The 18,695-nt window shown below is 44.2% G+C and carries 17 protein-coding genes; 6 read left to right on the top strand and 11 right to left on the bottom strand.

The annotated features are described in order from the left end of the window. Positions 1 to 180 precede the first annotated feature (180 nt). The 3 genes from EXM22_RS16760 to kduD form a co-directional block, all read right to left on the bottom strand. On the bottom strand, positions 181 to 1,224 hold the full coding sequence (locus EXM22_RS16760) for a zinc-dependent alcohol dehydrogenase (RefSeq protein WP_149487624.1): 1,044 nt from the start codon (positions 1,222 to 1,224) through the stop codon (positions 181 to 183). A gap of 42 nt (positions 1,225 to 1,266) precedes the next feature. After that, positions 1,267 to 2,268: an Ldh family oxidoreductase gene (locus EXM22_RS16755; RefSeq protein ID WP_168203579.1), complete on the bottom strand. Its 1,002-nt coding sequence runs from the start codon at positions 2,266 to 2,268 to the stop codon at positions 1,267 to 1,269. 81 nt (positions 2,269 to 2,349) lie between these two features. Beyond that, positions 2,350 to 3,108 carry a 2-dehydro-3-deoxy-D-gluconate 5-dehydrogenase KduD gene (gene kduD / locus EXM22_RS16750; protein ID WP_281289881.1) on the bottom strand — a complete coding sequence of 253 codons (759 nt, stop codon included), beginning with the start codon at positions 3,106 to 3,108 and terminating at the stop codon, positions 2,350 to 2,352. 430 nt (positions 3,109 to 3,538) lie between these two features. Here kduD and tpx point away from each other — a divergent pair, with 430 nt between their 5' ends. Further along, a complete protein-coding gene (gene tpx / locus EXM22_RS16745) occupies positions 3,539 to 4,039 on the top strand; it encodes a thiol peroxidase (protein ID WP_149487621.1) in 501 nt (166 codons plus the stop codon). A 54-nt stretch (positions 4,040 to 4,093) separates the two neighbouring features. On the opposite strand, the gene EXM22_RS16740 is transcribed toward tpx, so the two are convergent. The 5 genes from EXM22_RS16740 to EXM22_RS16720 form a co-directional block, all read right to left on the bottom strand. Next, the gene (locus tag EXM22_RS16740; protein WP_149487620.1) at positions 4,094 to 6,127 is read right to left on the bottom strand and encodes a transketolase family protein; all 2,034 of its coding nucleotides are present in this window, start codon (positions 6,125 to 6,127) and stop codon (positions 4,094 to 4,096) included. A gap of 87 nt (positions 6,128 to 6,214) precedes the next feature. Next, complete coding sequence (locus EXM22_RS16735) at positions 6,215 to 6,862, bottom strand: HAD family hydrolase (protein ID WP_149487619.1); 648 nt, start codon at positions 6,860 to 6,862, stop codon at positions 6,215 to 6,217. Positions 6,863 to 6,871: 9 nt separating this feature from the next. Then, on the bottom strand, positions 6,872 to 8,305 hold the full coding sequence (locus EXM22_RS16730) for a rhamnulokinase (protein WP_149487618.1): 1,434 nt from the start codon (positions 8,303 to 8,305) through the stop codon (positions 6,872 to 6,874). Positions 8,306 to 8,454: 149 nt separating this feature from the next. After that, a complete protein-coding gene (locus EXM22_RS16725; protein WP_149487617.1) occupies positions 8,455 to 9,717 on the bottom strand; it encodes a zinc-binding dehydrogenase in 1,263 nt (420 codons plus the stop codon). A 48-nt stretch (positions 9,718 to 9,765) separates the two neighbouring features. Further along, positions 9,766 to 10,890: an SDR family NAD(P)-dependent oxidoreductase gene (locus EXM22_RS16720; RefSeq protein ID WP_246157040.1), complete on the bottom strand. Its 1,125-nt coding sequence runs from the start codon at positions 10,888 to 10,890 to the stop codon at positions 9,766 to 9,768. A gap of 322 nt (positions 10,891 to 11,212) precedes the next feature. On the opposite strand from EXM22_RS16720, the gene EXM22_RS16715 reads away from it, so the two are divergent. Both EXM22_RS16715 and EXM22_RS16710 read left to right on the top strand, forming a co-directional pair. After that, positions 11,213 to 13,129, top strand: coding sequence for an AMP-dependent synthetase/ligase (locus EXM22_RS16715; protein WP_149487616.1), 1,917 nt, complete (start codon positions 11,213 to 11,215; stop codon positions 13,127 to 13,129). A gap of 56 nt (positions 13,130 to 13,185) precedes the next feature. Then, on the top strand, positions 13,186 to 13,749 hold the full coding sequence (locus tag EXM22_RS16710) for a YkgJ family cysteine cluster protein (RefSeq protein ID WP_246157130.1): 564 nt from the start codon (positions 13,186 to 13,188) through the stop codon (positions 13,747 to 13,749). Here EXM22_RS16710 and EXM22_RS16705 read toward each other — a convergent pair whose 3' ends face one another. Then, entirely contained in the window at positions 13,750 to 15,084 is a 1,335-nt protein-coding gene (locus EXM22_RS16705; RefSeq protein ID WP_149487614.1) for a PHP domain-containing protein, read from the bottom strand. 204 nt (positions 15,085 to 15,288) lie between these two features. Here EXM22_RS16705 and EXM22_RS16700 point away from each other — a divergent pair, with 204 nt between their 5' ends. The 3 genes from EXM22_RS16700 to EXM22_RS16690 all read left to right on the top strand — a co-directional run bounded on the left by EXM22_RS16700 (position 15,289) and on the right by EXM22_RS16690 (position 17,371). Further along, positions 15,289 to 15,780: a hypothetical protein gene (locus EXM22_RS16700; protein WP_149487613.1), complete on the top strand. Its 492-nt coding sequence runs from the start codon at positions 15,289 to 15,291 to the stop codon at positions 15,778 to 15,780. Beyond that, on the top strand, positions 15,780 to 16,472 hold the full coding sequence (locus tag EXM22_RS16695) for a LysM peptidoglycan-binding domain-containing protein (RefSeq protein ID WP_149487612.1): 693 nt from the start codon (positions 15,780 to 15,782) through the stop codon (positions 16,470 to 16,472). The genes EXM22_RS16700 and EXM22_RS16695 overlap by 1 nt, the downstream gene beginning before the upstream one ends. Positions 16,473 to 16,582: 110 nt before the next feature. Beyond that, a complete protein-coding gene (locus EXM22_RS16690) occupies positions 16,583 to 17,371 on the top strand; it encodes an FMN-binding protein (protein ID WP_149487611.1) in 789 nt (262 codons plus the stop codon). A gap of 32 nt (positions 17,372 to 17,403) precedes the next feature. On the opposite strand, the gene EXM22_RS16685 is transcribed toward EXM22_RS16690, so the two are convergent. Together EXM22_RS16685 and EXM22_RS16680 are read right to left on the bottom strand one after the other, a co-directional pair. After that, positions 17,404 to 18,030, bottom strand: a complete 627-nt coding sequence (locus EXM22_RS16685; RefSeq protein WP_281289998.1) for a tRNA-uridine aminocarboxypropyltransferase — start codon at positions 18,028 to 18,030, stop codon at positions 17,404 to 17,406. A 20-nt stretch (positions 18,031 to 18,050) separates the two neighbouring features. After that, a complete protein-coding gene (locus tag EXM22_RS16680) occupies positions 18,051 to 18,695 on the bottom strand; it encodes a FadR/GntR family transcriptional regulator (RefSeq protein ID WP_149487609.1) in 645 nt (214 codons plus the stop codon).

The following is an 18,695-nucleotide window of genomic DNA, read 5'->3' as shown; positions in this document are numbered from 1 at the left end:
AAACTAAACAATCTGTCAATTTTTATTAAACGTTTATCTTTTTAATAAACAAAGAGTCTCCTTGCTTACAAACCCCTTCCAGATCTCAGAATTTCTTTTGAGACCGATCCTACAAGAGAAAGAAATGACTAGTTCTGCATTTAAAAATCGGCACAAATCAACATTTCTGTTCATAGACGTCTACGAATTCACCTGGATGATAACCTTCATTGTGGTAGCCGGCTCATTCTGGATTTTCAAATAGGCCTCATTATATTTTTCAAAGTCAAAAACATCTGTCACAAGCGGATTCAAATTGACTTTTCCTGATGCCACAAGACCCTTGGCAATCTCAAAATCTTCCAGTACATAGCGGGCGGTTCCAATCAATTTCAGTTCATTCTCATTGACACGGGCCATATCAATCTCCGCTTTTTTACCGAAGACACCTACAACCACAATAGGAGTTCCCTTCCGGGCGATTTCAATGGCACTGTCCATGGTGCCATTCACACCTACACACTCAAATATGACATCTGCTTTTCTATCTTTGCCAAAATATTCATCGACTTGTTCGGCTAGATTATCTTTGGCGGGATTACTAATGAATTCAATACCACAGGCTTTTGCTTTTTCAAGACGAAACTCATTCAAATCGGATATCATGACCTTGGATGCCCCCATACCATGGGCCGCCTGAGCCACAAGATTGCCGATGGGTCCGGCACCATACACCAAGACCTGTTTTCCTTTTATTCCCCCGTCTGCCTCTGAAAAGGCCTGATTCACGGCTCTCACAGCCACAGAGAGGGGCTCCATCATCGCCCCGTGTTCATATTTCATCGAGGGATCAAGCTTAACCAGCTTCGCTGCGGGAGCTACAAAATAATCTGAAGCACAGCCTGTTGTCTGAAACCCCAGAACTTTTAGATTATCACAAATATTATAAAGACCGCTTTTACAGGCGAAACACTCACCACAGGAAACCTGAGGCTCTATGGTCACCCTATCTCCCGGAGAAAATCCCGTAACCCCCTCAGCAAAACTGACAACTTCAAAGGAAACTTCATGCCCCTGAACCACTGGATAAGGGGTATAGGGATGAAGCCCGTGATAGACATGAACATCACTGCCGCAGACTCCGATGCACATAACCCTTAGAAGGACCTCCCCTTTCGCGGCAACCGGTTTGGCAACTTCCTTAAATTCGATTGTCCCTGGGGACGTCATGACTGCCTGTCTCATAAAAACTCCTTTATACACCGCTGTTCCTTAGAACTTCAGTATTTAATTTTCTGACAATGCTAAATCCATTTTTCCAATCAAATCATCTGAAATTTGAAAATACCCCAACTCATCTATTTTGGCTTTTGCTTGAATAGACCGCTGGCCGGGAATATAAATTTTGGGGTCAATTCCCCTTAGAATATCAACCATTTGCTGTACCCTATCCTTAAATTTATCTACAGTCATAATTTTTTTTATATCGATAGATAGGGCAGATTGAGTATACTTTCCTTTCATCTCTGAATCTTTCAATTCCTGATTCAAAAGAACCCCATCACCTAGAACAGAGGATAGCAATTCAACAAGAAGGGCAATACCAAACCCCTTGTGTTCTCCAATGGGCATATAAAGTCCACTCTCCAGGATTTCTTCTGGTTTGGTACTTGGCTGTCCATTGCGGTCATTCCCCCAATATTCCGGCACAAGCTGCCCCTCATCCTTCATGGCTTGCATCTTTCCAAAGGAAGAATAGGCGCAGCAAATATCAAACAGCAGTTTCCCGTCATTGTACCCTGCAGCATAACCAAAAGGATTATTCCCGGTAAGATTTTTATCGACTCCAGGCAGGGATAATCCACCCGGAGATTTAGACATAACGATGGTTAAAAATCCCTTTTCATCAGCCATTTCAACAAAGGGGGCTGCTGCTAAAAAATGATTGCTATTTCGAATCGTACAGTATCCAATGCCATGCAATTCTGCTAATTCCATGCTCTTTTCAGTTATGAAGTAGGAATTGAGTTCACCCAATGCGTTGTCTCCGTCATAGCACTGGATTCCACCGAAGTCTGTCAGCAGCTTGTAAACTGGATTAGGTTTTATGGCCTTTTCTTTGATTTGTCCGATTCTGCTTAATAAATCGTGTATGTCATGATGGCCAACTTCACGATAAGAGGCCCGCATATAGACATCCGTTACTTTTTCAGTATTTTCAGCATTCACTCCGACATTCAACAACAATGCCTTTATCCGATGTTCCAAGTCAGCAATAGGAATATTCACTCTACAAACCTCACAATGGTATTTTAATATTGATTATGTTCCCATTATATATTGAGTTTTTATAGATGTAGATTGTTTATTTTAACGGGCCAACCAGCCGCCATCCACTGCCAGGGTAAAACCATTGACATAATCACTTGCAGAAGAGGCAAGAAAGACAGCCGGTCCGGCAATATCCGAAGGAAGCCCCCAACGATCAGCAGGTATTCGGCCCAGAATTGCCGCAGATCTTTCAGGGTCATTTCTAAGAGCCTCTGTATTATTCGTATCCATGTAGCCCGGTGCAATTCCATTCACATTGATGTTGTCTTTAGCCCATTCACAAGCCAGGAGTCTGGTTAAACCAAGAAGACCGCTTTTACTGGATGTGTAGGAAGGGACTCGGATTCCTCCCTGGTAAGAAAGCATGGAGGCAATGTTAATGATCTTCCCTCCTGTTCCCTGTTTTAAAAACTGTTTTGCGGCGGCCTGACAGAAGAAAAAAACAGTCTTCAGGTTAAGATTCATGACATCATCCCAATCTTTCTCAGTAAAATTGATGGAATCTTCCCGCCGGATGATTCCTGCATTATTCACAAGGATATTCAAAGCCCCAAAATGTTCAATCGTTTGATCAAGTATTCCCTGAATAGGATCAATGGATGTAAGATCGGCTTTGACCCAGAGGAATTCTCCTCCCATGGCAGCTATTTGTTTGGCAGTATTGGAGGGATCACTCATACCGACACCCACAACCTTAGCCCCGGCTTCCGCCATACCCAGACAGATGCCTTGTCCCAATCCTGTGCTGCATCCAGTAACAATCGCCACTTTTCCTTTCAAATCAAAACTGACAGCCATAATTCATATCTCCTCTTCAAAAATACTATTTATTCTCCGCCCGGAACAGCCTGATGGTCCCATGAGCTCCTCTTTGAATCGAAGGACCTGGAGAGACTTAGGCAATGACTAGTTAAGCGGGAAAGTCATTGATACCGGTCGTCTTCTATAACTAGTATATATGATACTTCTCCATCTGTCGTGCAGCTTTAACATCACTTTGATCCCTCCGACTACTACGGGTATCACTGTGAAAACTTTATTTGAATTGCCCCTACCACTAACCCAATAGGCCTTTTACAACAGCGGAATTGATGTTTCTCTTTTCCTGTTTTTTGGACAGTTTTATCTTCTAAATTCTGTTTAAAATACAAATCAAAATTTGCATATGAAAGGAATTCTTACTATATTAGGATTAACTAACATTTGAATAAAAATAGGAGACAATAAAATGTCAAACATCACTTTACATGGAAACCCAGTGAAAACCATAGGAGACCTCCCGGCAAAAGGGACTGTAGCCGTAGACTTTAAACTGGTAAAATCTGATCTTGGGGATATAACCCTGTCTGAATTTAAGGGAAAAAATGTGATTCTCAATATTTTCCCCAGCCTGGACACAGGAACCTGTGCCGCATCGGTCAGGAGATTTAACAAGGAAGCCTCTTCCCTTGATAATACAGTTGTCCTTTGTATTTCGGCGGATCTTCCTTTTGCAGCTGAACGATTTTGTACAACCGAAGGCCTCGAGAATGTTTACACAGCATCAAATTTTAGAGATGAAAAGTTTGGTCAAGATTATGGGGTTCTTTTTACAGAAGGACCGCTCACTGGTCTTCTTTCAAGAGCCGTAGTAATTGTCAATCCTGAAGGAAAAATTATCTATACAGAACAGGTTTCTGAAATAGTAAATGAACCTGATTATGCTTCTGCCTTAAAAGCTCTTTCTTAATTTCTTTTCAAAAAAAAGGTCCGGGCAAACCCGGACCTTTTCTATTAGCGTTTATCAGCCCAGAAACTCCAGTACCTGATTATATACATTTTCAGCGGTGTAACCCAATTTCTCGTCAAGAACTCCCGCAGGAGCGCTGAAACCAAAACTGTTCAGACCGAAGACCTTACCTTTCGTTCCCACAAGGCCCTGCAAGGTTACAGGAAGACCAGCGGTCATACCGAATGTTGGTACTCCTGAGGGAAGGACCTTTTCCTGATATGCTGCATCCTGGTTTCTGAAAAGACCTTCCGAAGGAGCAGAGACAATCTGAACTTTCAGCCCTTTCTTTTCTTTCAGCAATGCCGCACCGGCAACAAGAGTAGAAACCTCAGAACCGGAGGCAACCAGAACAACATCAGGAGATCCTCCGGCCTCTGCCACGATATAAGCACCCTTTTCGGCATTAAAAGCTTCGGCTGCTCTATCACCGGAGGCGGCGGGAAGTTCTGTGATATTCTGTCTGGACAGAATGAGAGCCGTGGGAGTACTGGTGTTTTCCAGTGCCATCTTCCAGGCAACAGTTGTTTCCTGTGCATCCGCAGGGCGAAGCACAAGAGTACTGTTTTTATGAGAATGATTCTGAAGCTGTTCCATCAGTCTGAGCTGAGCTTCATGTTCCACAGGCTGGTGAGTGGGTCCGTCTTCTCCAACACGGAAGGCATCATGGGTCCAGACATATATGACCTGGAGTTCCATCAGAGCCGCTGTTCTCAGGGCCGGTTTGATGTAGTCTGAGAAAACAAAGAAGGTACCACAAGCAGGAATGATTCCGCCATGTAATGCCAAACCGTTACAGATGGCAGCCATTGTGAGCTCACACACTCCGGACTGAAGGAAGGCTCCGCCAAAATCATCTCTTGTGATAGCTCTGGTTTTGTTTAAAAAACCATCGGTCTTGTCAGAATTACTGAGGTCCGCAGAAGAAACAATCATATTTTCTACATTTTCTGCAAGGATTCCGAGAACAGAAGCCGATGCAGCTCTTGTGGCAACGCCGGATTTCTGTGTGATTCCCTTCCAGTCGATCTCAGGCAGTTTTCCGCTGAAGAACTGATCAAGTTTGGCAGCCAGAGCCGGATTGGCCTTGGCCCATGCCGCCTGTTCGGCTTTTTTGGCTGCCGCCGCGGCAGTTTTTTCTTTAATAATACCATCAAGCCACTCTTTTACTTCGGGGAAGATTGTAAAAGGATTGTCCGGGTTTCCTCCCAGATTTTCAATTGTCTTCTCAAATGAAGCACCTGCAGCACTCAAAGGCTGGCCGTGTGTGGAAGTTTTCCCTTCAAAGCTATTTCCCTGTGCATCCACAGCACCCTTACCCATAATCGTTTTACCGATGATGAGAACAGGTTTTTCAGTTTCGGCATTGGCTTCTTTTAGGGCCCCTCTGATGGCGTCTGGATCATTCCCTGCGATCTCGAGAACTTTCCAACCCCAGGATTCGTATTTTTTAGCTGTATCTTCGGAAGTGACTTCCTTCACAGTGGTAGACAGCTGAATATCATTTGAGTCATAGAACATAATCAGGTTGTTCAATCCCAGATTACCGGCGATACGTCCCGCACCCTGAGAAATTTCTTCCTGAACACCACCATCGGAAATGAAGGTATAAATTTTGTGGCTCATCCAGTCACCGAACTTTTCTACCAGAAATTTTTCGGCAATGGCGGCTCCAATTGCAAATGTATGCCCCTGTCCCAAGGGTCCTGATGTATTTTCTACTCCCCGGGCAGCATCCACTTCGGGGTGTCCTGGTGTAGGACTTCCCCACTGTCTGAAATTGGCTAATTCATCCATGGTGTAATGTCCGTAAAAAGCCAGAATTGAATAAAGCATGGGGCTCATATGACCGGGATCTAGGAAAAAACGGTCTCGATTGATCCAGGTACCGTCACTGGGGTCAAAATTCAGGAATTCTGAAAACAGAACGTTTACGAAATCGGCTCCACCCATGGCTCCGCCTGGATGTCCTGATTTTGCTTTTTCAACCATGGCGGCTGATAGAATTCGGATATTATCCGAACCTTTGTTGATTACATTGTTATTCATTTTACTTCCTCTTGTTCAGCCAACCCTTGATCTTTCACACAAGGGAGCCGGTTTTATTTTCCATAATGACTGTATTTATAAGAAACATTACCATTTTAAAACATCTGCGGGAACCTCTGAAAGGTCCGGTGCAAACCAATCGGCACCCTCCAATTCTTTCCTCGTAAAACTGCTTGTCAAAGCTAAACATCTGGCTCCTGCGGCTTTGGCAGCCTGGACACCATTGACGGCATCTTCCACGACCAGACAATCCCGGGGATCTTCCCCTAAGAGCTGGGCGGCCATCTGGTAAATATCCGGGAAGGGTTTCTTCCTCTCTACATCCAAGCCGTTGACACAGGCATCAAAGTGGTCTAGCGATAAACCGATTTCATCCATGGTGTAATTCATCTTATCTTTGTCGGCGCTGGTGGCCAGAGCCGTTTTAAGACCCTTATTCCTGCACTCTCTTACAAAAGCAGCTGCTCCGGGCAACTCTTTTAAACGCCCGACAATGATCTCACCATAAATCGCATAGGTTCTGGCCTTAGCCTCATCAATGCTACCCAGATCAAACCCGTAAGCCTCTGCAACCCCTCCGAGGTAGCGGTTTTCACCAGCGCCCACAAAGGGAAGAAAATCTTCAGGTTTCACAATAAGACCTTTCTCTTCAAACATTTTCATGGCGGCTTCACAGATAAACTCTTCAGAATCTGCCAATACACCGTCCATGTCAAATAACACAGCTTTAATCATAGTCCCTCTCTAATTCACAGTCTGGGGTTTGTATTCTTTAATATCCTGGGTCTTGCGCACAAGATCCCGCCCTTGTTGAATACTGCTAATTTCACCGGACGCCAGGATTTGGATCATAATATTCCCCAAAGCCGTGGCTTCTCCCGGACCGGCCATGACCGTTCTATTGGAAATTTCAGCGGTTAATTCGCAAAGCAAAGCATCCCTGCAGCCCCCGCCCACAATATAAAGTTCTCCATATTTTTTGCCTGTGATCTCTTCCAGAGCGTCAATTGTAGCCGCATATGTTTCGGCAAGCCCCTGAAAGATACCCCGGACATATTCGCCTATGGACTTTGGCTCGTTCCAGCCATTCTTTACACAAAACTTTCTGATACGTTCGGGCATGGGATCATCTATGGAAGAGGGAGCAAAAAAGCTCTGATCATTGGGGTTTAGGTGCCACTGGACCGGACCATTAGCCCTAGCCATGTCTGAAAGCTCATCCCAACTGTATTTTTCTCCATTTTCATCCCAGAAACGCTTGGATTCCTGAAGAATCCACATTCCCATTATATTTTTTAAAAGACGTGTTGTTCCAGAGACAGTACCCTCATTGGTCAGATCATGACCATAGGTTTTCTCATTGATGACTGGAGAGTCTGATTCGACCCCCAGGAGAGACCAGGTACCGGAACTCAGAAAAAGATTATCTTTCCCATTTTCCACAGGCACCGCCGCTACAGCCGATGCGGTATCATGTGCCCCTACGGCGACAACCTTGAGTCCTGCTGGAGCATTCAGTTCTTCGGCGATATGGGGAGACAGAGTTCCGATGACGGATCCGGAAGGAACAATTTCTTCAAAAATATCAGAAGGAATCCCCAGCTTAGCCATCAGCTCTTTATCCCAGTCTTTCTTATATGGATTCATCAGCTGGGTTGTTGAAGCATGGGTGAATTCATTCTTCATAACCCCGGTGAGCCAATAACTCAACAGATCGGGAACAGACAGATAATGTTTGGCCGCATCCAGAAGTTCGGGAGAATCCCTCTTCATGGCCCAAAGCTGATACAGGGTGTTGAACTGAGCAAACTGAATACCCGTCCTCTCGTAGATTTCTTCCCTTGGAACTACCTTGAAGACTTCTTCCATGGCCTTATCCGTCCGGCTGTCCCTGTACATGTATGGATTCCCAATGAGGTTTCCATTTTTGTCTAAGAGTCCATAATCCACACCCCAAGTATCGATCCCAATGCTCACAACATCATTGGGATAAAGACGCACGGCCTCTTTGATTCCTTTTTTTATTTCATTAAAAATAGCAAGAATATCCCAGAAGACACTGTCACCCAGACGGATATTCCATGTGGGAAAACGGTTCGTGACTTCAAACCCCTCCAGATTTCCTACGATAACCCGGCCGTTGGATGCTCCAAGGTCAACAGCAATGTATTTTTTCATAATATCCTCCTTATCCCCATCAAAGCCGATTTGAAACTTTGATAAATACTTTGATTAGACCTTAGGGCCTTTTAAATGGAAACACTCCGCCTATAAGGCGGAGTTAATCCCGGAACCAGATCCCGGGGAATCAATCGATATAAACGGACTTAAATGGATTCTGCATTTGCAAGGAGATACTTTTCTGCATCCACGTTCCACAAACCGTTGTGTTTCTTTACAAGCTTATCCAGTTCGGCAAAGAACGGATCAGTTTTACCCTTTTCTTCAAAATCGATAAGAGCTGTAAGTGGCATTTTCGTGTGGTTATAGATCAGCTTCTTACCCCCGGGTATTTTGGGCAGAGTCAATGTTGTTTCCACAACGGCATCTAAACCACCCACATGAGTGATCATAGCAGAAGGATTCAAAAGTCCTTTTCCCATCATCTCCAGTGACTCTTTCATATCATCGGTGTTCCCTCCACTGGTTCCGACAATGTGATGAAAAGCATAATGAACATCATAAAAGTTCAGTTCAGCCTTAAAAGTGGTATCAGAAGGTCCGGCAAAGAAGTTCAGGCATCCATCTTTGGTCAGGATCTTGTCTCCCTGCTCTACCAGAGGACGAACAGGCGCCATGACCAGAACATCGTCAAAACCCTTTCCACCGGTTTCGGCCATCAGATCTGCAATGGGATCAGCAGAATCCTTTGTATTCTTATACACGAGTTTCACACCATTTTTAGCAGCTTCTTCTACGGTAAAGATGGAAGCGGCTCTTTCGAGTCTTGCGTTGTCAATATCAGTCACCACGAGGAGTCCCGGTTTAATTGGGGCATGGATGGCATAGTCTATGGCGCCGAGGCCCATTGGTCCGACACCTGCCAGAATAGCCAGATTACCACCTTTTCGGATGCCCATATCATGGATATAGGTTCCCTGGGGAATGTGATACATGGCATGATAGGTTCCCACGATACAGGAAACTGGTTCGCTTAAAGATCCCATGAAATAAGCCTCTCCCTCGTAGGGAAGAAGACAGTTCATTTCCATGACTTCATTGGGGATGATAACATGGGTAGCATCACCACCAATGTACTGAAAAGAGTATCCCGGTGCATCCAGAGATCCCTTGTAGTTCAATGCCGGCTGGATGGAGAACTTCTGTCCCGCCTTGAATTGCCCGGCCCATTTAGATCCGACTTCAAGGATTTCCCCGCAGAACTCATGACCAATGATAATTGGATTCTGGGCTACATCATCGGGAACTCTTTTATGCTCGGCTCCCTGACTTGCTGCCTTGTAGGAAGACATACAGATGCTGTCTGACACAACCTTTGCCAAAATCTCATCATCAGCTATGGAAGGAAGATCAAACTCTTCCAGTCTTAAATCATTTTTACCATATAATCGTACAGCTTTCGTTTTCATAAAATATACTCCTTAGTTATTTACAATTGGTCAGAAACAGCAGAATGACTAATTCAACATGACCTGACCACCGGTAACAGGTACAGCCTGCCCGGTTTCATACTTCTGGTCCACAATATAATAGATGGCTTTCACCACGTCTTTCGTCTCACAACCCCGTTTCATGGGCACCTTGTCTTCATAGAATTTTCTAACATCTCCCAGGGTCTTAGCTCCCGGGACTTTTCCTGCTTTCAAATATTGTACAAAAAGTCCCCTGTCAGGATCGGACCAGAGGGGTCCATCCAGGAAATTTCCAGGACAGATAGAATTGACCTTAATATTGTCTGAAACCAACTCAAGAGCAAAACTCTGTGTCAGACCGATGCTTCCAAACTTGGCTCCAGCATAGGCTCCATTCTTGTTAGAACCCTCTAAACCAGACTTTGAACTAATTCCAATGATATCAGAAAAATATTCCCCTGTGGGTTTATTCTGGACAGCCATAAGCCGTGATGCAAATTTTGTACAGATGAAAAAACCCGTATAGTCAACGTCGGTCACGAACTGAAAGTCCCGAAGAGTCATCTCTTTGACACTTCCTGCCTTGAGAACTCCTGCGTTGCTGATAAAGATATCCAGACCGCCTGTAGTTTTTGCCACATGATCCATCATGGCTTCTACCGACTCTTCATCGGTTACATTCACTTTCAAGGCAAAAGTTCTTGTAGATCCCTGTTCCTGATTCAGAGTTTCTGAAAGCTGGGTGGCCCCATCAATATTCATATCTGCGATATAAACATAAGCGCCTGCAGAGACAAGTTCGCGAACCATCCCTTCTCCAAATCCCTGTGCTCCGCCAGTAACCAAAGCCACCTTGTCTTTCACTGCCGGAATACCCTGGGCCTTTTCCTGGGAAACCACTGCATCTTTTCCGCTGATACGAGCCATCGCATCATCGTAGGAATCGGCTAGCACAAAACTACCGTCTGCTCCACAAACAACAAGATCCTGCCCGGTCCACTGATTCTGAAGTAGACTCAGAATATCCTGTTCTTCTTCAGGAAGGAGCCCTAAATCAAGACTGCTCCCGGAAGATTTAACCGTAGATGTGGTATGAACCACAATCTTTCCCTTTTCACCATTAAAGCTCAAGCCTCGTATTGAAGCCGCAGCCGTACTGATTTTATTCACATATAACTCCTTAAACGCCTGGACTCCGCAGAAATCTCAGTGATTGAATACTCAGGATACAAAGGCCCGAGTATTGAAAGGACTTCTAAAGCACTTCAAAAGGCTTTAGGAGTCCTTTTATTTTCTATTTTCTATCTTTTAACTTTCGTAATGCCTTCGATTATATTTCAATATGCTTATTAAATCAATGAGATTCAACCTTTTTTTAAGCGCTCCAACACAAACTCTCAAAGAATAAAAAAGAAGGCGGCTTCCTTTTTATTGACATATCAAGCGTATCTGTTAAAATAATTCCCAATGACAATCACAGGGAGAACTTTTGATGAGAACCGTATTAAGCATGCTTACCCTCGCAGCAGAGACCTATGCCAACGACCCCTATGTCGTTGAGAAAGAAGAGAAAGGATGGATTCCTAAGACTTTTCTAGATGTGGAAAAAGAATCCGCACTCTTTGCCAAAGCTCTGATAGCACGGGGATTTAAAAAAGAAGATAAGGTTGCCATACTCTCAGAAGGACGCAGAAACTGGGTCATCAGTGAGTTTGGATTACTCAAGGCCCAGTGTATCGCCGTTCCCCTATCCATCAAACTATTGGATGACGAAATCCCCTTTAGATTGAATCACTCGGAATCGTCCGCCATTGTCGTGTCAGAAAATTCTCTAGACAAGATCCTCTCCATCAGAACTGACCTTGAAAAGACCCCTCTTATCATTGTTCTCAGCAACTATGGAGGTGATGTAATGACCCGGGCCGAGGCAGCAGGGTTAAGAGATGGAAAAGACATTATCCTTTACTCTTCTTTTATTGAAGAAGGAAAAAACAGCGATGAATCAACAATCTTAGAACTTGAAAAAAGATTGAAAGATATTGGTGAAAATGATGTGGTCACCATATCCTACACCTCGGGAACAACGGGCAATCCTAAGGGAATCATGCTCACCCATCTGAACTATTATGCCAATAGTGCTGATGCCGTCAGACTATTCTACATCCCTGAAAGGGCGAGAACCCTGGTAATACTTCCTCTGGATCACTCCTTTGCCCACACGATTGGCCTCTATGTGAGTCTTCGCCGCGGCCTTGCCATGTATTTTGTGGATGCCAGAGGCGGAGGAATGGCGATTCTGAGAAATATTCCAGGAAACCTTGTAGAAGCCAAACCCTACTTTCTCTTGACTGTACCTGCCCTTTCAGGAAGTTTTATGAAGAAGATTCAAGCCGGAGTGGCAGCGAAAGGAGCCTTCATCAACGGCATTTTCACCAGGGGAGTACAGGCGGGTATCAAGATCAACAGGGATGGATACCGCAAGGCCCCATGGACGATTAAGCTCCTGTATGGGTTCAACTACTTTCTGGCTAAAAAACTTGTATTCCCCAAGGTCCTGAACATCTTCGGAGGGAATCTTAAGTTTTGCGTCGGAGGAGGAGCCCTCCTGGAAGTCAGCCAGCAGGAATTTTTCAATGCCATTGGAGCTCCCATATACCAGGGCTACGGACTAACCGAAGCGACACCGGTCATCTGTACCAACACACCACCCAAACACAAATTCGGAACATCCGGAATTGTTCTCCCCTCCATTGAATGCCGCATCATGAAGGACGAAGAAAATGAAGCGGAGCCCGGTGTTCCCGGCGAACTGATTATCCGGGGTGAAAATGTCATGAAGGGATACTATAAGAATACGGAAGCATCAGATGAAGTCCTCAAAGACGGTTGGCTTTGGACAGGAGATCTGGGATATTTTGATTCAGACGGATTTCTAGTCATCACCGGGCGAGCCAAGGCTCTTCTGATTGCAGCAGATGGTGAAAAATATTCACCGGAAACCATCGAAGAAGCCGTACTCAACTACTGCCCCTACATACATCAAATCATGGCTTATAATGAACAGAAAAAAACGACCACAGCCTTGGTCACCCTCAACGAGAGTGAAATAAAAAAGGCCATCAAAGAAAAAAACCTCAAAACGGCCGAAGAACTTTTTGCAGAGCTTAACGATTCATTTTACAGTTTTAGAACCAGGACATCCATTCCCTCCCAATGGATTCCCGGATCATTTGCCATCATTCAAGAGGCCTTCTCAGAAAACGACCAGCTCATCAATTCGACAATGAAGCTCGTCCGGTATAAGGTCAGGGATTTTTATTGGAACCGAATAGAGGCAATGTATAAAGAAGGAGGATCTGATATAAATAAGGAAGAGAATCTCAAGGTCCTGCAAAGCTTCTTTGCATAATAGGAACCAAATATTTTCTATGAAATAGATTCTCCGTGGAGATTGCATTGAACATTATGGAAATCATTGTCGGCTATGAGGAAGTCCTGAAAGATGTCAGCAAAGAGTCGGACCGCCTTGTTCGCCTGTATGGTGAATCTTTGGTATGTAAAAAAGGATGTTCCGCCTGCTGCACAGATATTTCTCTGCTCCCCTTGGAATGGTATACCCTCAGAGAAAGGATCACATCATCACAAGAGTCCTTCATACCAGAGAACACACAGGGCAGCTGTGCCTTGCTCAAAGAAAAGTCCTGCTCATTCTATTCAAATCGTCCCCTCATCTGCCGAACCCATGGGCTGCCCCTCCTCTACTTGACCGAAGAATATGATGCCAAGGGAACAAGAGTCGCCCCAGAGATCCCCGATTGGCAGATCAGTTGGTGCGACCTGAATTTCACATCTGTGACTGATGAGACGATGGAAGAAGTTTTTGATCCGGAAGATGTTTTGAATATGGAAGAATGGAATACCCATCTTAAACAACTAAACCAGGAATTCCTAAAAACTGAAGAAGGAGCTCCTTTCCGGGGAAAGGAGCGTATTTCAATTCAAGATCTATTTACAAAAACAGAGGCTTAATTAGAAATCGGCCAGTGTGGCAATATTTTCCGGATGATGATGGTCAGCTTTTTCACCCCATTGACCATACCTCTGAATCCTTTCATTCAGGCTCAAAGAGGCCAAGGGGTTATCCGGATGAAAAAGATTCCAGCTGGGATTCAGTGCTGTCAATTTTTCATGAGCAATCAAAGCCCAAGTAGCTACGATGAGGTGCGAGAAATCACTTTGAAGGATCTCAGGACAATTGAAGCTCTGACGGGATGAGTTGATATCAACCCCGCTGATTTCCATCAGTTCATATTCGCTGCACAATTTCTGAACCCGTTTCAGCTGTTCTAGAGTATTCCTGGGAGGCATATAGGAGATTCCCTTGAATCCGATATTCTTCAACTCGGGAATCAATTCATCCAGAAAATCATCTTCGAATTTTTCGGCTTTTTTATCTCCCGTTGGACTTTCACTCACATCTCCCAAATAAGCATAACAGGGAATGCCCCCAATTTTATTTGCAAATTCTACAACCTTGTAGACAGAAAGGCATTCCTGTTCATCAGGTTGGATAAAAAAACGAGGCAGGAAGTTTCCCTTCAAGATGCCCAGAAGATCATATAGATAATGAGGATTCTCCTGATCCAGCAGGAAGTCTCTAATTTTCCCTTTGACACTCAAGTCCATTGTCTTTTCCAGAAATTCAACCAAAGGTAAGCCCTTGCCGCATTTTGAGACGATTGACTTGGAAAAACCAAAGAGAATATGTCTTTCGGTGATGCTGCCCCCCTCCTTTGTTTCTGATAAAGAAGCAATATCCCTATCAAAATCAAGAGGATCCAAACCAAAGGGTATGATCAGGTCATTCAGCTTTGAAGTCTGTTTCCGGTTCCTTTGATTTCGTTGATCCTGCAGAGGCTTTAAAAAGGCTTCCACCTCAGGAATTTTAGATTCAGGAACACCGTGAACAGTCATATAGACGATGTTTGCCGAGTCTGGATTATTCATTTTACGGCCTTCTACAGAAGTTCCGGTAAAGTTCACCCTGAGTTCAAAGCCAACGGTAGTGGCGGTTCCGAGAATTTTACCTGCTGCCAGAGTTTCCTTAGCGGCTCCAATGCTGTCATGATCCATACTACCTACAGCTTTAAGTCCTGCTTTTCTGGCAAACCACACCGATGCAGCCGGAGAATAAGGACTGAAAGAATATATGGTATGAACATGATTATTAACCTCCATTGTTTCAGGAGGGAGCTGATTCATGATGTCCGGATCTTCAGTAAAAGTTTTTAAAACCTTTAAACGGGCATCCATAGTCTCGGAATTCAACTTTTCAAGTTGATTTTCATTGGAATTTCTTTTCATATTCTTTCAATACCTATTCTTTTTGATTTCATTTCGCTGTTAATTGTATTTCACAATGGGGGTTCATACAAGTCCATCTATTAAAAAGATTTGAAAGATTCACCAAAGAAACCATTTGTTTTTTATTGAATGAACTATTATTATCAAAGCATTAAGTTTATTATTCGATTAATAAAATTTCCGAATATATAACGAGGAGAAAAAATGAACCTGACAAAGAAGTGGTTTCTATTTCCAACGGCTTTTGCCGCATTGATGATCCTGCCCATGTCCTGTGCCTCTGCACCAGAGGAAGCCATGGAAGAATCTGTAGCTGCTGTTGAAGAAACAGTTGAAACAGTAGAGAACATGGAAAAACCAGAAGCAACAATGGACTCCACTGCCGCAGCTAGAAAAACTGCAGAAGCAGCCAGGGAAAAAGCTGTAGCCGCCAAGGCCCCAAGAGCAGCTAAAGTTGAATTCGCCAAGGCTGAAGAACTCATAGCATCTGCTGAGTCCTTTACTGCAGCAGAAGGCTACGCACAAGCCATTGAAGAGTATACTAAAGCCACAGCGGCTTATAATGACTCTGTTTCGGTAGCAGAAGAGAAAAAGGCGGAAGCCATAGCTGCTATGCAAGCAGCTGATGAGGCGATTGCCAATGTAGAAAAGAATGCTAATGATGCCACCGATGAAGCAGCAGAGGGAGACCAGTGATGAAAACAAATAAATTAGTATTTCTTATGATTCTCTGTTTCCTGGGAGGAAGCATATTCGCCCAGTCTCTGCAAGACAATCCCGACTACAGAAAGTCTGTGGAACTCAAAAGAGCCAGTGAATTAGCCTTCGAAGAAGGGGACTACCAGGAAGCAAAACTTCTGGCGGAAGAATCTCAAAGATATTCCGCTCTTTCTGACCAGTGGATTGCCATGATGCTTAGCCGCTACAAGGCAAACAGCGCTCTCAGACGATTCGAAAAATCACTGAACTCTGCAAATAATATTGATGGTGAGAAAAACTTCCCTACCGAATATGCAGAAGCCAAGGCCTTGTACGAAACAGCCTACAATCAGTTCCGTGATGAAAGCTATGCTGACAGTTATGAGACGTCCCTAAAGGGAATTGAACTCCTATCAGTGGTGGTCTACATTCCTCGAGAAGGTACGCCTCTTCCTGCACGTTATGTGGTTAGAAAGTATAACCTCACAAAAGACTGTCTCTGGAACATTGCCGGTTATGATTTTGTCTATGGCAATTCCTGGGACTGGAAACTGTTGTGGGAAGCCAACAAAGATAAACTACCTCAGCCTTCAAACCCCCGTTTGATCCTGCCTGGTATGGTACTTGAGATTCCTTCCAAAACTGGCGAGACCCGTAGCGGAACCTGGGATAACGGTACAATTAAATAAAACTATGGGCATATGTATTATACCGGTATAAAATATTGAGAATATAACTGCCGGGATATACAATATGCCCATATTAGTCAGCCGGAAACGGCTGAAACCAGGAGTAATCTATGAAAAAAACAATATTTTTAATGACTGTGCTGATCATGGTATCAACAGGTCTATTTGCACTTAACCAGAAAGATGGAGTTTATTTTGCTCAGGAAAAGAGTTTTCCCGACTCAGGCTGGAAATACAATGTCACAGTGGTAGTCAAAAATGGTAAAATTACATCAGCCATTTGGAACGGATCCAATGTCAATGCCGGAGATCCAAAAGTCGTTGTCTCCAAGGATGGGCGGTATGGAATGGAGGCCAAGGGCGGAGCCATGGCCCCCTGGTGGAAACAGGCTCAGGCCGTGGAACAGCAGCTTATCAAGTCTCAGGACATTAACAGTATTATCCTTTCTGATAAAGAAGGCCATACCGACACTGTATCCGGAGCGTCCATCCACGTTGCCCCCTTTGTGAACCTTGTAAAAGAAGCCTTTGCAGCCGGACCAGTTGGATATGGTCCTTACAAAGACGGCACATACAAGGCTGAAGAAGCCGCATTTGATCATGGCTACAAATATTTTGTAGAAGTGACTGTCACATCAGGATATATCGTAGCCGTAAACTGGGATGCCTACGCCGAAAAAGGCGGGAAAAACAAGGCCCAGAGTTCTATAGATGGTGAATATGGAATGCAGAAAAATGGAGGAGCCATGGCCCCCTGGTGGCAACAAGCCAGAGCCATTGAAGACAGTGTAATCAATTCTCAAACTGTTAATCAGCCAGATGCTATTTCGGGAGCTTCAATCGGTTTAGATCCTTTTTATACACTCTTGAATAAGGCTTTATCCAAGGCTAAACGCTAAACAGCAAAAAACCATAGAATGATAGGCAGGTCTCAGAACTTGCCTTTTTTTTGCACATTTTCTAAGAATCGATGATCGCGGCACTCCATCTGAAAACGGTTCAATTCATCAAAGACCAGCATTAACCCTTCTACGGAAACATGGGGAATACCTATTCCGCATTCCTGCAATTCCTTGATCAGATAATAGGTAGATTCAATGGTCGACAGACAGTAGTCTGCGGGTTGAGTCTTGATAATGAATCGTGAAGTATAAGCCCTTTCAAAGGAGATTCGGGGAAGAGCTTGTAGAACGGAACTTCTATACATCATCTTTCTGGCCATGACCCAGGTGGCGTCTATGAGAAAGACCAGAAGTCTTCTCCCTTTCAGAGTATTTTCAAAATCAAATCCGGCGGCAGTAAAAGCCTCCTTCCCGGGATAGAGGACCATGGGGAAATAGTTTGGAGAATCGATGAGCTTTTTAAAACGCCTGTTTTGATCAAAGGTCTTATCAATTATAATCTCTGAACCCTCCAGGCATAAAGAGGTCAGCCTGCCGGTTCCGGTACGTTGTTTATAAGCTTCCCAGGGATGCATGAGGATAACAAATTTAATGCCTGGATCTACTGGTTGAATCATTGAACAATAACAATGATTTTTGGGACGAAAACATCGCAGGCAGTTGCGTGAATCGGAACTCAGAGATTTTTCCAGAGAGACATAGTTTTTTCCAGGTGCTTTTTCATGGCAACCTCGGCATTGTCGGGATCTTTATTTAAAATAGAAGAAAGGATTTCCTTATGCTCTACCAGTGATTTTTCACGGGATTCCAACAAAGTTCGGTTCGTCTCTTGCTGCAGAACATAGAGAAAAATTCTAATATTCCGCAAGGTGCGTTCCAGAACAAGGTTACCACTGATACCGGCAATCTTCATATGAAACATAAAATCCGCATCTGTATAGAGTTCCATATTCCCCGAATGGGTTGCCTCTTCCAGGAGGGCGGCCAATTCCTGAAGCTTGAGAGCCCCCTCTTCATTGAGGTTTAAAGCAGCCAGACGGGAGCAGTGACTCTCAATGAGAATACGGGTCTCAAACATTTCAAGAAAGATAGTATCCCCATGGTTTAGAAAGATTCCCCGTCCATGATGCATGGACAGGATTCCTGTCGATTCCATTGTTTTCAGGATTTCTCTGATGGTCACAATGGAAACACTGAATTTCTCTGCAAAAAATGAGGCCGGAGGCAACTTTCCATCCTCAGTTTGAGGATGCTCTAAAAGGAGGTAAGACAAAAGTTGCTGTGAGATAACATCTTTTGGTTTAAAGAGATTCATTTTCAT

Source organism: Oceanispirochaeta crateris (assembly GCF_008329965.1).
Lineage (GTDB): Bacteria > Spirochaetota > Spirochaetia > DSM-2461 > DSM-2461 > Oceanispirochaeta > Oceanispirochaeta crateris.
Note: the sequence above shows the minus strand (reverse complement) of the source record. Positions and strands in the feature narration are given on the sequence as shown.

Bases quoted from the DNA above. Each gene is read 5' to 3' on its own strand.
- EXM22_RS16760 (WP_149487624.1), bottom strand. From the start codon at position 1,224: ATGAGACAGGCAGTCATGACGTCCCCAGGGACAATCGAATTTAAGGAA.
- kduD (WP_281289881.1), bottom strand. From the start codon at position 3,108: ATGGCTGTCAGTTTTGATTTGAAAGGAAAAGTGGCGATTGTTACTGGA.
- tpx (WP_149487621.1), top strand. From the start codon at position 3,539: ATGTCAAACATCACTTTACATGGAAACCCAGTGAAAACCATAGGAGAC.
- EXM22_RS16740 (WP_149487620.1), bottom strand. From the start codon at position 6,127: ATGAATAACAATGTAATCAACAAAGGTTCGGATAATATCCGAATTCTA.
- EXM22_RS16735 (WP_149487619.1), bottom strand. From the start codon at position 6,862: ATGATTAAAGCTGTGTTATTTGACATGGACGGTGTATTGGCAGATTCT.
- EXM22_RS16730 (WP_149487618.1), bottom strand. From the start codon at position 8,305: ATGAAAAAATACATTGCTGTTGACCTTGGAGCATCCAACGGCCGGGTT.
- EXM22_RS16725 (WP_149487617.1), bottom strand. From the start codon at position 9,717: ATGAAAACGAAAGCTGTACGATTATATGGTAAAAATGATTTAAGACTG.
- EXM22_RS16715 (WP_149487616.1), top strand. From the start codon at position 11,213: ATGAGAACCGTATTAAGCATGCTTACCCTCGCAGCAGAGACCTATGCC.
- EXM22_RS16710 (WP_246157130.1), top strand. From the start codon at position 13,186: ATGGAAATCATTGTCGGCTATGAGGAAGTCCTGAAAGATGTCAGCAAA.
- EXM22_RS16705 (WP_149487614.1), bottom strand. From the start codon at position 15,084: ATGAAAAGAAATTCCAATGAAAATCAACTTGAAAAGTTGAATTCCGAG.
- EXM22_RS16700 (WP_149487613.1), top strand. From the start codon at position 15,289: ATGAACCTGACAAAGAAGTGGTTTCTATTTCCAACGGCTTTTGCCGCA.
- EXM22_RS16695 (WP_149487612.1), top strand. From the start codon at position 15,780: ATGAAAACAAATAAATTAGTATTTCTTATGATTCTCTGTTTCCTGGGA.
- EXM22_RS16690 (WP_149487611.1), top strand. From the start codon at position 16,583: ATGAAAAAAACAATATTTTTAATGACTGTGCTGATCATGGTATCAACA.
- EXM22_RS16680 (WP_149487609.1), bottom strand. From the start codon at position 18,695: ATGAAAATGAATCTCTTTAAACCAAAAGATGTTATCTCACAGCAACTT.